Here is a 14,092-nt window from a genome sequence, read left to right on the forward strand (position 1 = left end):
AAAGAGTCGGTGTGTCTCCTCGATCGTCGGATAGTCTAATCCGGGCCAAATATAGGCGCGCAGAACCTGAATCGCAGACCGAGCGGCCGGGGTCATCGCGTCGGTGGCGAACAACGAGGCCACAGCCACACGCCCACCGCTGACCAGCGAGCGATCCAGCATCTGTACGTAGCGCCGGCGCTCGGGGGGCGATAGCGTCTCTAACTTCTCTACGCTGACAATCGCGTCATAGCGCCCACGCCACTTCTTCGGATTGGGCAACGCCGTTTCGATGCCCTGCACATGGACAGAGTCGGCGGCGCCTTCGAGAAGCAGTTGTTCATCGAACAGCGCCTGCTGCTCTGTGTCGCCCGTAAGGACGTCAACGGTGGCGCGCCGGGCAACGGCTTGTACTGCTACCTGCAGCCCAGTCGCCGGGTACACCAGAAGGTGTGTGCCGGCGCCGGTGCGGGTGGCATCGAGAAGCCACTGTGCAGCGCGGCGCTGTGCATCACCCAAGTCCTCGCGGTCCGTGTGCGTAGGCTCGGTCACGCTCGTCACATCGACGAAGTGCTCCTTGGGTTCCTTGCTCCCCACCCGCGCGCTATAGCTGCGGACCGCCTCGCGCACCGTGGTGGGAACGCCACTGGCGAAAATTCCGCCCGAATGGCTCAAGGAGTCACCCGCGTACAGCTTCACCACATCGAGGGGCAGCTCGCCGGGACTCGAAGTCTCGACCGCCAGTTCCTTCGCTTTCGGCCGATACCCCACCCCCAACAGCCGCAGGAGAACCTTGACCAAGCGATCGGAATCGGGCGTCGTCCACTCCCCTGCCATATAAGACTCAGCCAGGCCCAGCCAGCCCGAGTCGGCGATGCGGGAAAAGAGAGCGTCGTGAAGCACAGCCAGATCCGGCTCCTCGCCTTCCAGCTCCACCCCTGCTTTGGCGCAGGCCTGCGCAAACTCCGCTTCAGTCCGGCCGCCCGTAAAGCGCAGCAAACGCGGTGAGGGCACGGTTGCTACGCCGGGCCACGTCGCAGCGTCAATCGATGCCAAGTGGGAATACACGCTCTAGCCAGCCTTCCTCATCGCACACACGTATTTACTTAGAGTAAAACCAGCGGGCCACGAAGAGGTGGAGGCGCGGCCCAAAAAGCCAGTTAATAACCCATAAAGTATGCATGTACCGCTAGAAAGGTTTAGACTGACTCGGGTAAAATAATCAAGCTTTCTTCAGGAAGGTATTCAATCACCATGGCGCAAACTCCCCACCGCCCTAGTAACGGCCGCCACCACGTCGTTGTTATCGGTGCCGGCTTCGGCGGCATCAACGCCGTTAAGAAGCTCAAGAACGCGGATGTTGAGATCACCCTCATCGACAAGAAGAACCACCACCTCTTCCAGCCGATGCTCTACCAGGTAGCCACCGGCGTCATTTCCGCCGGCGAAATCGCCCCGTCCACGCGTCAGCTCCTGCGCCATCAGGACAACGTCAACTTCGTCAACGGCGAAGTCACTGACATCAATATCAAGGAACAGACCGTCTCCGCAGAACTTGACGGCGCTGTTCGCACCTACGGCTACGACTCCCTCATCGTCGCCGCCGGCGCTGGCCAGTCCTACTTCGGCAACGACCACTTTGCCGAGCACGCGCCGGGCATGAAGACGCTTGACGACGCCCTGGAGATCCGCTCCCGCATCATCTCCGCCTTCGAGAAGGCTGAGTTGGAAGAGGATCCTGCCAAGCGTGAAAAGCTACTGACCTTCGTCATCGTCGGCGCTGGCCCGACTGGCGTTGAGCTCACCGGCCAGATCGCCGAGCTGGCCCAGCGCACCTTCGCTGGCACCTACTCCAACTTTGGTTCCTCCTCCGCCAAGATTTACCTCCTGGATGGTGCGCCGCAGGTGCTTCCTCCGTTTGGCAAGCGCCTCGGCCGCAAGGCTCAGCGCACCCTGGAGAAGCTGGGCGTTGACGTGCGCCTCAACGCCATGGTTACCGACGTCACCGCTGACGCCGTCACCTACAAGAACATGAAGACCGAGGAAGAGGTCACCATCGAGGCTGCGACCAAGATCTGGTCTGCAGGTGTCGCCGCTTCCCCGCTGGGCAAGCTTATTGCCGACCAGGCAGGCGTGGAGGCAGACCGGGCCGGCCGCGTCTCCGTCAACGAGGACCTCACGGTTGGTGAGTACAAGAACGTCTACATCGTCGGCGACATGATTTCCCTCAACCGCCTTCCGGGTGTGGCCCAGGTGGCCATCCAGGGCGGCAACCACGTGGGCAAGCTCATCGAGGCCAAGATTGATGAGGAGTCCACCGCTAACGAGGCCGAGCCGTTTGAGTACTTCGACAAGGGCTCCATGGCCGTCATTTCCCGCTTCAACGCAGTGGTCAAGTTGGGCAAGACCGAGTTCGCTGGCTTCCCGGCCTGGATCTCCTGGCTCGGACTGCACATCTTCTACATCGTTGGCTTCCGCAGCCGCACCCTCGTTGCGCTGCACTGGCTGCTCAACGCCTTCTCGCGCGACCGCGGTAACCTGGAGATCACCCAGCAGCAGCGCGTTGCTCGCAACGTGATTGACCGCGACCTCCACTAGGTCTTACGCGTCTTATAAGGAGAGAGGAAATTTCCTCTCTCCTTTTTCTTTAGTCATGTACGGTAGACGAAAGAATAGCCAAGCTTAAGGAGAAACCGTGAGCCAACCTGCGCTGCCCCGTGTCCTCAGCATCGCCGGCACCGATCCGACGGGCGGCGCTGGTATTCACGCCGACCTCAAGTCCTTTGAGGCCGCTGGGGCCTATGGAATGGCCGTAGTGACCGCCCTGGTTGCGCAGAATACGCAGGGCGTGCGGGCTATCCACACCCCACCGGTGGATTTTCTGCGTGAGCAGCTGGCAAGCGTCAAGGACGACGTGACTATCGACGCCGTCAAGATCGGCATGCTGGGATCCGTCGCTATCACCGAAACGGTGAGCGACTTCCTCGCTTCCCTCCCCGCGGGTGTGCCGGTGGTCTGCGATCCGGTCATGGTCGCCTCCAGCGGTGACCGCCTGCTCGAGCCGGAAGCGGAGCGCGCCGTACGGGAGCTGGCGCGCCGCGCGACCGTGGTCACACCCAACCTGCCGGAACTCGCTGTCCTCGCGGGCGTAGCAGAACCGCGCACCTTTGATGATGCTCTCTCTGTCGCAACCACGTGGGCACACGAGAACGACACCTGGGTCGTAGTCAAGGGCGGTCACCTCGATGGTGCCGAGGCCGATAACGCGACCGTAAGTCCTTCCGGCGATATCACGCGCGTGCCCTGCCCGCGGATTGATACGAAGAACACGCACGGCACGGGCTGCTCGCTGTCCTCAGCCCTAGCGGCGCGTTTGGGCGCGGGCGAATCCCTCGACGAAGCACTGGTTTGGGCCACCGAGTGGCTCCACGAGGCGATTGAGCATGCCGATGCGCTTCACGTCGGACACGGACACGGGCCCGTTGACCACGGCCACCGGCTCCGGCGCCTGGCTGCGGAGAAACAAAGTTAGCCCAGTAGATCGGCACCTGGACGAGTAAGCACGGCCACCATGAAGGTGGAGTTCTCTTTAAAGACCTTCATGTCCCACGAGGAGAAAATGAAATCGACTCGGTAGCCCACCGCGCGGGCCAGTTCGAGGAACTCCTCAAAGCCCCAGCCGCGGCCCTCGCCGAAACCGACGACGAAGCGGCCGCCGGGGCGAAGCGCGTTAAACACGTTGCGCAGGGCCGCCTCGCGCCCTTCGTTGGCGATAAAAGTCATGACGTTGCCCGCAGCCACGGCGATGTCGAAGTTGCCCTCCGGGATTTCCTCTTCCGAAAGGTCACCTACCTCCCAGCGGGCCTCCGGATAATCATTCACCGCGTGCTCAATCAAAATCGGGTCGACGTCCACGCCCACTACGGTATGCCCGCGCTTGGCCAACTCGCCGCCGAGCCGTCCGGAACCGCAGCCGGCGTCGAGGACGCGGGAGTGGCGTTCACTCATGGCGTCGATAAGCCGGGCTTCCCCGTCGATATCCTTACCCTGGGCCCGCAGCGTCTTCCATTTCCGTGCAAAGTTGTGGGAATGGGCGGGGTTCGCAGCAGTTACTTCTTTCCAGGTAGGCATGACAACGAGTATAGGCCTTTGGCGGTGTAAGATTTAGCCGCCCTTATAAAACGCCTATACGAAGCGAAGGAGGCTGAGACACGATGCCATCTGTACCGTCACCATTCAAGCCACGCAAGAAAAACACTGCCGGCAATAGTACGCCGAGTTTTTCCGTGCCTGTCGAGCGCGCCATTGAGCACTGCCGAGTGTTCATCGACGGCGAGGCACTGCCCGGTGAGTTCACCCCGCACAGCGCGCTGCAAACCGTGGAAGAATACGGCCGCGGCTTCGTGTGGGTAGGCCTGCACGAGCCGCTCGAATCTCAGATGACGAAGGTAGCGGCTGAATTCCGCATCCATGAGCTCATCGTCGAGGACGTCGTCCAGGCGCACCAGCGTCCCAAGCTGGAGCGCTACGACGACCAGCTCTTCGTGGTGGCACGGTCGGTGAACTACCGCGACCACGACGAGGTCGCCGATAAGCGCCAAATTATCTCCACTGGTGAAATCCAGATGATCATTGGTGCCACGTTCATTATCACGGTGCGCCACTCCGCCAAGCTGCCTAATCTCGCCTATGTGATCCAAGATGAGCAAGACCTCGTCGAGCAGGGCCCCATTTCGCTGGCGTGGAAGATCCTGGACATGATGGTGGACCGCTATTCGGAGATTTGCCGCCTCATCGCTATCGAGGTCGACGAATTAGAAGAAGAAATCTTCACCCCGAATTCGCTGCCCAACATCGACCGTATCTACATGTTTAAGCGTGAGATTCTGGAGATGAAGCACGCGATCGTGCCGCTCTCGCCGGCTTTGCGGGCGATGGTAGCGGACCACAAGGATCTCATTCCGAAGACGATTCGCTCCTATATCCGGGACGTCAACGACCACCAGCTGGTGGTCCAGGACCATGTGGCGGGGTTCGATGAGCGCTTGACCTCGCTTATCGACGCCTCCGTGGCCAAGATCAGCATGCAGCAAAACTCCGACATGCGCACGATCTCTGCGGTGGTTGGCATGTGGGCAGCGCCGACACTTGTGGCAGGAATCTATGGAATGAACTTCGACATCATGCCGGAGCTGCATTTTCCTTGGGGCTATTACGGGGCAATTGGCCTCATGATCTTAGTGGTGGCCGGAATGTGGTGGTGGTTCCGGCGCAATAACTGGTTGTAGGGGCTACTGCACCACCATGGTTCGCAGCGTGGAAGCAGCGAGAAGTACGTCGCCCTGGCTGATTTTTACTTCCCACAGCTGCGTGCGGCGGCCCTTGTACAGCGGCGTAGCGACAGCGGTGACGGTGCCTTCGGCCACGGGTTTGAGGAAGTCGGTGTTGTTGTTGACGCCCACGACTGGCTTGCCCGCAAGGATAAGGCTGCCCACGGATGCAGTGGACTCCGTAATCGTGCAGAAAAGCCCTCCATTGGCCACGCCCCACGGCTGGTGGTGATCTGGAACAACGTCAACCTCGGAGCGAATCTCATCGGCCGAGATGTGCGTGAAACGCAAACCAATGAGCCCGGCTAGGCCCTGCGGGTGAGAATTGATGAGCTGCAGTTCCTCGGCGTTAAGCGGCCGTGCCTGGGATACTGCTACGAGCTTTTCGAAGATTTCAGAGTGTTTCATGCCACACCAGGTTAGTGGATTTCGGTGACGTAGGATGGTTGACATGACTCAAACTGCTGAAAAGACAGATCTCGCTCAGATTGGTGTTGTGGGCCTAGCCGTCATGGGCTCCAACCTCGCGCGCAACTTTGCCCGCAACGGAAATACCGTCGCGGTCTACAACCGCAGCCCGGAGAAGACGCGCGCGCTCATCAGCGAGCATGGCGATGAAGGGACCTTCATCCCTTCCGAGACCGTTGAGGACTTCGTGGCCTCCTTGGAGCGCCCACGTAAGGCAATTATCATGGTGCAGGCGGGCGCGGCTACCGACGCCGTCATTAACCAGCTCGCCGAGGCCATGGATGAGGGCGACATCATCATCGACGGTGGCAATGCCTTGTTCACGGACACCATTCGCCGCGAGAAGGAGGTCGCAGCTAAGGGCCGTCACTTCGTCGGCGCGGGCATCTCCGGTGGCGAGGAAGGCGCGCTCAACGGCCCATCCATTATGCCCGGCGGTCCGGCCGAGTCCTGGGAAACTCTGGGGCCGATCCTGGAATCCATCGCCGCTGAGGTGGACGGCACACCGTGTGTGACTCACATCGGCCCGGATGGTGCGGGACACTTCGTGAAGATGGTGCACAACGGCATTGAGTACGCCGACATGCAGGTTATCGGAGAGGCCTACCAGCTCCTTCGTTACGGCGCGGGCATGGATCCGGCTGAAATCGCTGAGGTCTTCCGCGAGTGGAATGCCGGCGACCTGGACTCCTACCTCATTGAAATCACCGCTGAGGTGCTGGCGCAAACCGATCCGGACACAGGCGCCCCGCTTGTCGACGTCATCGTGGACGCCGCGGGCCAAAAGGGAACCGGCCGCTGGACCGCCATTAACGGCCTCGAGCTAGGCGTCCCCATCACCGGAATTGCCGAATCCGTGTTCGCGCGTGCGCTCTCCTCGGCCACCGCGCAGCGCGCCGCCGCCCAAGAGGGCCAGCTGCCCTCCGGAACGATTACCGAGCTCAACGTGGACAAGGTGGAGTTCGTCGAGGACGTTCGCCGTGCGCTCTATGCCGCAAAGCTCATTGCCTACTCTCAAGGCTTTGATGAGATCAAGGCTGGTTCGGACGAGTTCGGCTGGAACGTGGACCCGCGCGACTTGGCCACCATCTGGCGTGGCGGCTGCATCATTCGTGCGAAGTTCCTCGACCGCATCCGTGAGGCTTATGACAATAACGCCGACCTGCCGGCCCTCATTCTGGACCCGTATTTTAAGGGTGAGCTGGAAAACCTGATTGACCCGTGGCGTCGCGTCGTTGTGGCTGCGACCCAGCTGGGGCTGCCGGTACCCGTGTTTGCGTCTTCTTTGTCCTACTACGACAGCCTGCGCGCCGAGCGCCTCCCTGCGGCCTTGATTCAGGGCCAGCGCGATTTCTTCGGCGCCCACACCTTCAAGCGCGTGGACCGCGAGGGCACCTTCCATATCGAGTGGTCGGGTGACCGCTCACTCACCGAGATGTAGCTGCCAAGCCCCTCACCTGAGGGGCTTTTCTCATACGAGTCCCTCCCCTACCTGCATGCCCTCCAACCAGGAATTTTGCTTCTCCGGTTGCGGGGTACACGGTGCTGTTTTAGTCTCTGTGCCCATGGGGGATATCGAAACCTACCTCCGCCTCCGCAACTCGGGGATTGCGCTGGTGGAAAACACACCTGGCACACCCGAAGAACTCCGCGCGCTCGGCGCCGACCCAACCGACGCCGCCGAACTCGCAGGCCTACACCAGGTCTACTTCGGCCCCACCCGCTTTAGCGGCAAACAACGCAAAGCCCGCCACGCAGCCCTTGCCCAACGCCACAGCCTGGGCACCCTCACACTGATTGAAACCTACGTTTCAAAAGTCAAGAAAACCCTCGATGCGTGGAACCTCCGCGCCAAACTCGCCGCCACCCCCGCCCACCGCATCCCTACCGTTGCCACCGGACGGCTTAAAGAACTCCGTGCCAAAAGAACCGCCAAACCAGGCGTGCGCATCACCTACCGATCCGAAGGGCCCAACACGCTCTCCATTACTGACGATGCCACCACCATCGCCAACATGCGCGCAGTCTTAGAATCCACCAACACCACCGACCTCCTTCAAGCCGCCAACGACATCTTCTTCAACCAAGCAGGCGGTACAAAACCCGCGGTGCGTACCCAAGTCATCGTCACGTTGAACGAGTTGGACCAGATCATCAACGGCGACGGCGACGAGATCGAGCTCAACCTCACCAACGGCGCGCGCATGACAGGCGCTGAATTCCTCACCCACAAGTTTGCCGAAATCGGCTACGCCACCATCGTCCACCCTCTTGAAGGGCCCATCAACACCTGGCGGCTATCGCGTGGAGCAAACTTCAAACAACGCCTGACCCTCCACGCCGAATTCCACACCTGCTCCAGACCCGGCTGTAACAAACCAGCTGATTACTGCCAAGTCCACCACCTCATCCCTTGGCAAGCGGGCGGCTACACCAACATTAAAAACCTCACCTTCCTGTGCGCCTACCACAACGGCATTAATGATGATGACCCTTCAAGGCCTACCGGGCGCGGCTACATGTACCGCCTTAATACCGGGGTTAGCTTCATCCCACCCTGGGGTGCACCAATCACCGCGATGCCCGAATACCAGGAAGCACTCGCCAGACTCAACGCAGAACAACCACCAGACCCACCGCCCGACAGCAGCTAACACCCAGCCACCAGGCACAAAACGCGCCGGAACCCTACGACAGCACCAAGCACCCGTCAATCGAAAGACGGTTGACGGGGATATCGGCGATCCCGCACAACGACGGCCGCCCAATGCGCGTCATCCTACGCTCTAGCGATTCTTACCGGCTTCAGTTATGAGCGCGAATCCAAACGACGCCGCGCTGCCCCATGGCGATTCTGGGTGAGTGTGGGGCGGGGGCGTCGTCAAGCATAGGTATACAACTAGGCGTCGACTGGCGGTGGCCCCGGCGTCTCGTCGAGGATCCCCGCGTGTACCAGATAGCTTGCAAGGTCGCCGTAGTTGGTCACCACCTCGTCGGGGTCGTACCCACCCATCACGTACTCGATGACCGCGTTACGATTCTCGAGCACTTCCACCATGACGAATTCCTCATCCTGTCCAAAAATTGCGATCTGGGAACCGCGAGCGGACGTGTAATCCACAACGGATTCCTGCAGCCCCACGCGCTCCGCGTCGCGGATGGCTCCCTGATTCTCGGTGTACTGAGCGACAAGCTCACCGTCGGCCCCATAGAGGCAGGAAATGGTCGGGACCCACTGCGCGTCGTAGCCCTGATCTGCTGACTCACCGAAATAGGACGTATCTTCGTAGCACTCGGACGTCAGCTCAGCCAGAGGTGTAGGAACAGACGCCGGCACCTCGGACTCTCGGATAGCGTCAACATCATCGATGTCAATCGTGTGCTCCCAATAACCGGCATCAGAGGCAGCGACCTCTCCTGGCCCATCTTCCAATCCAGCAGCAAAGTCTTTAAACGCCGCAAATGCCGCCACAAGAGCGAGCCCTGTAACCAGAATAAGACCGAGGATAATTGCTAGAACAATCCACACCATTTTCTTCGAACCGGGCTTCTTCTGTGGCGGTTGCGGCATCCCCTGGCCTGGCCCATTAAAAACGGGAGGCGCTTGGTTGTTTCCAGGTTGAACGTGGTGCGGGTTCTGGCCAAATCCGCGGGGAGGCGACTGAGATTGAGAGTTGTCAAATGGGTTCGTCATGTCGCTCAATTTAACAGAGAACCACGTCACACAAACCCTAAAAATGCAGGATGCGAGGCCTAATCCCCGCCGGTAACTGTGATGCTTTTCAGTCTGGCTGGCTAGGGCACTAGACTTTTCAACCGATGACTACTTTCGCCGAACTCGGCCTCCCCCGCGATATTGTTCGTATCTTAGACAAACAGGGCATCACAACCCCCTTCCCTATCCAGGAAGCCGCTATTCCCGACGCCCTCGCTGGCAAGGACGTCCTCGGCCGCGGCCCCACAGGGTCGGGCAAAACGTTTACGTTTGGCCTGCCCATGCTGGCCCGATTGGCGGAGTCCGGGGTGTCGCGCCCGGCCCACCCGCGCGGGCTGGTCCTAGCACCGACGCGTGAGTTGGCAACCCAGATCCAGCAGCGCTTAGAAGAACCCGCGGCGGCATTGGGTCTGCGGGTACTAGCAGTCGTCGGGGGCGTCAACATCAACAACCACATTCGCTCGCTTGCCCGCCCGGTTGACCTGCTCGTTGCCACACCGGGACGCGCACAGGACCTCATCGACCAAGGAAAGCTTTTCTTCGACCACGTCACTATCACCGCCCTCGACGAGGCGGACCAGATGGCGGACATGGGTTTCCTCCCCCAGGTACGCAAGCTGCTCAAACTCACACCAGTTGGTGGTCAACGTTTGCTCTTCTCCGCCACCCTCGACGGCGAGGTCAACAAGCTGGTCAACGAGTTCATGCACGATCCCGTCACCCACTCCACCGCCCCCGTCGAGGCAGCCGTCGACACGATGGAACACCACCTTATTTTCATCGGCACCCGCGAGGCCCGCAATGACGTCGTTCTTCGCCTCGGCGCACGCAAGGGCAAGACCATCATGTTTATGCGCACCAAGCATGGCGTCGACAGGCAGGCCAAAAAGCTGCGCCGCGTCGGAATTAACGCGCTGCCCCTGCACGGCGATAAGGGCCAGAGCTCACGTACCAAGGCCATTGAGGGCTTTGCCGACGGCAGCGTTCCGGTACTCGTCGCCACCGATATCGCTGCCCGCGGTATCGACATTGCCGACGTCTCCCTGGTCGTCCACGTCGATCCGCCAGCTGAGCACAAGGCCTATCTACACCGCTCTGGCCGTACTGCACGCGGGGGCGACTCCGGCACCGTAGTCACGCTCGTCACCGACGAGCAACGCGATGAGGTGGCAAAGCTCATCGCGAAGGCCGGGGTTGCACACACCGACCTCGACATCAGTGACCACGCCAACCCCGCCAGCAGCCCCGAGCTTGCCCAGATGACGGGAGCGCGCAAACCTAAGGGCGAGCCGCTCGGCCCACCACACCAGCAACCATCGAAAAAGAAGCCACAGAGTCAGTCCGAAAGGCAGCCTGCGCGTCGGCGATCGGGTAGCCGTAACCAGCGCCGCCGACGGGGCAACGCAGGTCAGCGATGATTCTCCAGCCTCAAACCTGGCAAACCCGGATGACCATGCATGAGGAGTCGGCTAACGAGTATCTCGCACGCTACCGCCACCCGGGCTCGTATCACCCTGTCTACGACTTCCTTTTCGAGTACTACCCCGTCCGCCCGTCACACCTGCGGCGTTGGCACCCAGGCGTGGGTGTGACTCTGGCCGGCGAGGCCCCGCATGCTGAGTGGAATTATTACCACCGTATTGATGAAGGCGTCACGGTGGACACTGAGGCTTTCCTCGCACGCCGTGGTAGCACCGTTCGCTACATCCTGAATCTGCTAGAAAAGACCACGCATAACCCCACCCAATTCGATTGCTTTGGCCTGCACGAATGGGCCATGGTCTACCACACTGATGCTCCTCGCCATGACTTGCCGCTGCGGTTAGGGGCGGAGGGGACGAATGAGGTCGTCGATCGGCACCGCATCAAGTGCACGCATTACGATGCCTTCCGTTTCTTCACTGAGCCCGCGCGCCCGCTCAACCTCACGGTGCTGACTCGCGAGGGACAACCGGAAAACGACCAGGCTGGCTGCGTCCATGCGACTATGGATTTGTATAAATGGGCGTGGAAATTGGGGCCATTGGTGCCGGGTGAGTTGTTCCTCGACACCTTCCGGCTAGCCGTGGCAGCACGCACACTTGATATGGAAGCGTCACCCTACGATTGCCGCGAGTGGGGCTTTGGGGTCGTCCCCATCGAAACGTCGGATGGAAAGTCCGAGTACGTGCGTCGCCAACGCGAGCTTGCCGACGCCGCCGAGCCCCTCCGCGCGCGGCTTGTCTCCCAAATTCGCGCCGCACTGCCCGCTACAATGAGGAACCATTGATGTGACCCGTCGGGGCGCGCTGTGCCGCCCCGCGAAACCAGCGCGGAAGGAAAAAGATGGCCCGGCACTCGGATGGAAAAAATAACTACGCATTTGCACCGTGGGTCATCATCGTGGCTGTTTTAGCGGTCTTGGCGCTGGTTATCGGAGGGTTCTTCCTCTTCCGTGGAAACGATTCCGGTGAAACGGTGGCGGCAGAATCAACGACAGCTAAGACGGAGGAGACCTCTACTGCAGAGCCCACAACGTCGGCCGCGCCTGCGTCGTCGGAAACAGCGAAGGATACCGAATCGACGTCGGCCGCCCCCAGCTCGGAGGCGACGGCCGCAGAGGAACAGGTAGCGCCGAATACTTTGTTCCTCCTCGATACGTCCGAGAACCTCGCGCCCTATTTCGATGCGGTAAGCCAGGGTGTGGCTGAGGCGGCGTCGGCAGCCGGCGCGGAGGGAAGCCAAGTAGGCCTTTGGAACTACTCCTCTCCTCTTTCCGCCTCGGCAACCGTGGGTTACCGCCAAAACGTATCGTATGGGGATGCCGATAACGTTACCTATGCCGTAGGTATGTTCGGCACCGGTGGCGTACCACAAACTCGCAGCGCTGTGGTTGCTGCGCTAGATAACGCCACCGACCAAGTGACTGAAAGCGGCAAGGACACACGCGTCGTGCTCGTGACCACCGGCACGCAGCAAGATATGGATGATGCTGCCTTCGCCGAGGCCATGAAAAATGCCCGCGGCGAAGGAGTGAGCTTGAGCGTGGTGCACGTTGGTAGCGGCGAGAAGGACGCTGAGCTCGAAAAGCTGGCTGATTCTTACAGCACGGTCGCAGATCCATCCGATGCCCAGGACAGTGCAACGGCCATCTCAGCCGCAGCCGGCGCACGCTAGCGGTAGACCCGTGCACTAGCGGCGCGGTTAAAACGCAGAAAGCCGCCGCTCCTTTCCCAGGACACTGACGTGAGCAGCAGTGCAGGAAGGGCGCGGCGGCGAGTGGCGAGTTTAAGAGGTCTTGCGCTTGCGGCGAGCAGCGAGCTCGTCGAGTCCAATAACGATGTCAGTCTCTTCTTCCTCCACGACGCGCTCGGCCGGGAAGGACGTGATGGTGCCGGAGAGCTCCTTAAGAATGCCGGGAACGGCGATACCGAATACACCCTGGCCTCCGGCGAGGAGGTCGATGACTTCATCGTTGGACCGGCACTCATAGACCGTGGTGCCGTCGGAGACAAGCGTGAGCTCCGCCAAGTCGTTGACGCCGCGGTCCCGCAGGGATTCCACGGCGAGGCGGATATTCTGCAGAGAAATACCAGTGTCCAGCAGGCGCTTGACAATCTTGAGCACCAACACGTCCTTAAAAGAGTACAGACGCTGGGAGCCAGAACCACGCGCGGTGCGGATCGAGGGCTTAACCAGGTCGGTGCGCGCCCAGTAATCCAGCTGACGGTAGGTAATACCGGCTACCTGACACGCGATGGGCACGCGGTAGCCCAGCTCCTCGTCCGGTCCGACGTCGAAGAGGGATTCTTGGACATAGCCGTTCGATGCGGCATCATCGAGCGGCAGGGCGCGGGACTCAGTGCGGTTGTTTTTACTGCTCACGTAATTACTCCAGTGATGTTTGAGGGAGTTCTATTTTTCTATTAAAGGCCACGTCAGCGACCACGTCAAGGGTCGCCCTCCGTGAACCTCTAGTAGAACTTTAGACTTTTTTGGTCACTTTGTCATCATTAGTCACACGCGTGTCATTAAAAAATTCGCTGATAACAAGTAAAAGCGGCACCCAGAAATAGTGCCGCTGTGTCTAACATGGAGCGCTGGTGAGTATGTCGAGCCGACCGCCGCCTTCTACGTACGAAGCTCAGCTGAGCGCGCGGGCGCTAGTCCTCATCTTCCGGCGAGTCGCCCCCAAGCAAATCTTCTTCGGAAATTCCGGAGTCACCTGACTTGGCTCAAATTAGTGCCGAAGGGTTGGGGTGGTGATGGTGTTGACGAGGGTTTGGATTTCTGGGGGTAGTGGTACGGCGGCGTGAATGGTTTCGCCACCAATGTTGAGTTGAAAGCTGCGGTATTTTGGGGTTGCCCGCAAATCGTGGACACGTAGTGGAGCTACCTAGTGGTTAGGCAGCTATTTCTTTTCTGCTGGTGGTTGAACCGGTGTGGTTCTCGAAGTCGACGGGGCTGACCATCCCGAGTGCAGAGTGCCGGCGCCGACGGTTGTAGACGACTTCAATCCAGTAGGCAACGGCCTTACGTGCGGCATCACGGGTAGACCAACGCTTACGGTCGTAGAACTCGGTTTTAAGCGTCGACCAGAACGACTCAGCCATCGCGTTAT

The 14,092-nt window shown here is 60.3% G+C and carries 13 protein-coding genes and 1 pseudogene; 8 read left to right on the forward strand and 6 right to left on the reverse strand.

The window, feature by feature from the left end; genetic code table 11:
• Positions 1–1,047 (reverse strand): SAM-dependent methyltransferase (locus tag HMPREF2932_RS03755; RefSeq protein WP_071409632.1); only part of this gene is annotated, 1,047 nt, incomplete at its 3' end.
• Between the two features lie 186 nt (positions 1,048–1,233).
• Here HMPREF2932_RS03755 and HMPREF2932_RS03760 point away from each other — a divergent pair.
• Both HMPREF2932_RS03760 and thiD read left to right on the forward strand, forming a co-directional pair.
• On the forward strand, positions 1,234–2,577 hold the full coding sequence (locus HMPREF2932_RS03760; RefSeq protein WP_049154653.1) for an NAD(P)/FAD-dependent oxidoreductase: 1,344 nt from the start codon (positions 1,234–1,236) through the stop codon (positions 2,575–2,577).
• 97 nt (positions 2,578–2,674) lie between these two features.
• Positions 2,675–3,490, forward strand: a pseudogene (thiD, locus tag HMPREF2932_RS03765) (bifunctional hydroxymethylpyrimidine kinase/phosphomethylpyrimidine kinase); the annotation flags it as partial.
• A gap of 17 nt (positions 3,491–3,507) precedes the next feature.
• On the opposite strand, the gene HMPREF2932_RS03770 reads toward thiD, so the two are convergent.
• Entirely contained in the window at positions 3,508–4,110 is a 603-nt protein-coding gene (locus HMPREF2932_RS03770; protein ID WP_049154651.1) for a class I SAM-dependent methyltransferase, read from the reverse strand.
• An 83-nt stretch (positions 4,111–4,193) separates the two neighbouring features.
• Between HMPREF2932_RS03770 and corA the strand changes: the two genes are divergently transcribed.
• The gene (gene corA / locus HMPREF2932_RS03775; RefSeq protein ID WP_071409633.1) at positions 4,194–5,267 is read left to right on the forward strand and encodes a magnesium/cobalt transporter CorA; all 1,074 of its coding nucleotides are present in this window, start codon (positions 4,194–4,196) and stop codon (positions 5,265–5,267) included.
• 3 nt (positions 5,268–5,270) lie between these two features.
• On the opposite strand, the gene HMPREF2932_RS03780 is transcribed toward corA, so the two are convergent.
• The gene (locus HMPREF2932_RS03780) at positions 5,271–5,717 is read right to left on the reverse strand and encodes a PaaI family thioesterase (protein WP_049154649.1); all 447 of its coding nucleotides are present in this window, start codon (positions 5,715–5,717) and stop codon (positions 5,271–5,273) included.
• A gap of 43 nt (positions 5,718–5,760) precedes the next feature.
• On the opposite strand from HMPREF2932_RS03780, the gene gndA reads away from it, so the two are divergent.
• Together gndA and HMPREF2932_RS03790 are read left to right on the forward strand one after the other, a co-directional pair.
• Positions 5,761–7,218, forward strand: a complete 1,458-nt coding sequence (gene gndA, locus HMPREF2932_RS03785) for an NADP-dependent phosphogluconate dehydrogenase (RefSeq protein ID WP_071409634.1) — start codon at positions 5,761–5,763, stop codon at positions 7,216–7,218.
• 124 nt (positions 7,219–7,342) lie between these two features.
• Entirely contained in the window at positions 7,343–8,431 is a 1,089-nt protein-coding gene (locus HMPREF2932_RS03790; protein ID WP_071409635.1) for an HNH endonuclease signature motif containing protein, read from the forward strand.
• A 245-nt stretch (positions 8,432–8,676) separates the two neighbouring features.
• Here HMPREF2932_RS03790 and HMPREF2932_RS03795 read toward each other — a convergent pair whose 3' ends face one another.
• Positions 8,677–9,471: a hypothetical protein gene (locus tag HMPREF2932_RS03795; RefSeq protein WP_246818613.1), complete on the reverse strand. Its 795-nt coding sequence runs from the start codon at positions 9,469–9,471 to the stop codon at positions 8,677–8,679.
• 125 nt (positions 9,472–9,596) lie between these two features.
• Here HMPREF2932_RS03795 and HMPREF2932_RS03800 point away from each other — a divergent pair, with 125 nt between their 5' ends.
• From HMPREF2932_RS03800 to HMPREF2932_RS03810, 3 genes are read left to right on the forward strand one after another with little or no spacing between them, the layout of a single operon-like run.
• Positions 9,597–10,910 (forward strand): DEAD/DEAH box helicase, encoded by a 1,314-nt coding sequence (locus HMPREF2932_RS03800; protein WP_071409637.1) that lies wholly within the window; start codon positions 9,597–9,599, stop codon positions 10,908–10,910.
• Positions 10,907–11,761, forward strand: coding sequence for a 3-methyladenine DNA glycosylase (locus tag HMPREF2932_RS03805; RefSeq protein ID WP_071409638.1), 855 nt, complete (start codon positions 10,907–10,909; stop codon positions 11,759–11,761). Before HMPREF2932_RS03800 ends, HMPREF2932_RS03805 begins: the two co-directional genes overlap by 4 nt.
• A 56-nt stretch (positions 11,762–11,817) precedes the next feature.
• On the forward strand, positions 11,818–12,648 hold the full coding sequence (locus HMPREF2932_RS03810; RefSeq protein ID WP_071409639.1) for a vWA domain-containing protein: 831 nt from the start codon (positions 11,818–11,820) through the stop codon (positions 12,646–12,648).
• Between the two features lie 111 nt (positions 12,649–12,759).
• Here HMPREF2932_RS03810 and HMPREF2932_RS03815 read toward each other — a convergent pair whose 3' ends face one another.
• Both HMPREF2932_RS03815 and HMPREF2932_RS03820 read right to left on the reverse strand, forming a co-directional pair.
• The gene (locus HMPREF2932_RS03815) at positions 12,760–13,320 is read right to left on the reverse strand and encodes a MerR family transcriptional regulator (RefSeq protein WP_210397754.1); all 561 of its coding nucleotides are present in this window, start codon (positions 13,318–13,320) and stop codon (positions 12,760–12,762) included.
• Positions 13,321–13,874: 554 nt separating this feature from the next.
• Positions 13,875–14,092, reverse strand: a 218-nt coding sequence (locus HMPREF2932_RS03820) for an integrase core domain-containing protein (RefSeq protein ID WP_141756281.1), incomplete at its 5' end; no start/stop codon positions are given.

The sequence above is a fragment of the Corynebacterium sp. HMSC074H12 genome (assembly GCF_001813755.1).
GTDB classification, from domain to species: domain Bacteria; phylum Actinomycetota; class Actinomycetes; order Mycobacteriales; family Mycobacteriaceae; genus Corynebacterium; species Corynebacterium hiratae.

What these genes read in the sequence shown, in the direction of transcription:
- HMPREF2932_RS03795 (WP_246818613.1), bottom strand. Translation starts at nt 9,471, where the DNA reads ATGACGAACCCATTTGACAACTCTCAATCTCAGTCGCCTCCCCGCGGA.
- HMPREF2932_RS03760 (WP_049154653.1), top strand. Translation starts at nt 1,234, where the DNA reads ATGGCGCAAACTCCCCACCGCCCTAGTAACGGCCGCCACCACGTCGTT.
- gndA (WP_071409634.1), top strand. Translation starts at nt 5,761, where the DNA reads ATGACTCAAACTGCTGAAAAGACAGATCTCGCTCAGATTGGTGTTGTG.
- HMPREF2932_RS03770 (WP_049154651.1), bottom strand. Translation starts at nt 4,110, where the DNA reads ATGCCTACCTGGAAAGAAGTAACTGCTGCGAACCCCGCCCATTCCCAC.
- HMPREF2932_RS03790 (WP_071409635.1), top strand. Translation starts at nt 7,343, where the DNA reads ATGGGGGATATCGAAACCTACCTCCGCCTCCGCAACTCGGGGATTGCG.
- HMPREF2932_RS03780 (WP_049154649.1), bottom strand. Translation starts at nt 5,717, where the DNA reads ATGAAACACTCTGAAATCTTCGAAAAGCTCGTAGCAGTATCCCAGGCA.
- HMPREF2932_RS03810 (WP_071409639.1), top strand. Translation starts at nt 11,818, where the DNA reads ATGGCCCGGCACTCGGATGGAAAAAATAACTACGCATTTGCACCGTGG.
- corA (WP_071409633.1), top strand. Translation starts at nt 4,194, where the DNA reads ATGCCATCTGTACCGTCACCATTCAAGCCACGCAAGAAAAACACTGCC.
- HMPREF2932_RS03800 (WP_071409637.1), top strand. Translation starts at nt 9,597, where the DNA reads ATGACTACTTTCGCCGAACTCGGCCTCCCCCGCGATATTGTTCGTATC.
- HMPREF2932_RS03805 (WP_071409638.1), top strand. Translation starts at nt 10,907, where the DNA reads ATGATTCTCCAGCCTCAAACCTGGCAAACCCGGATGACCATGCATGAG.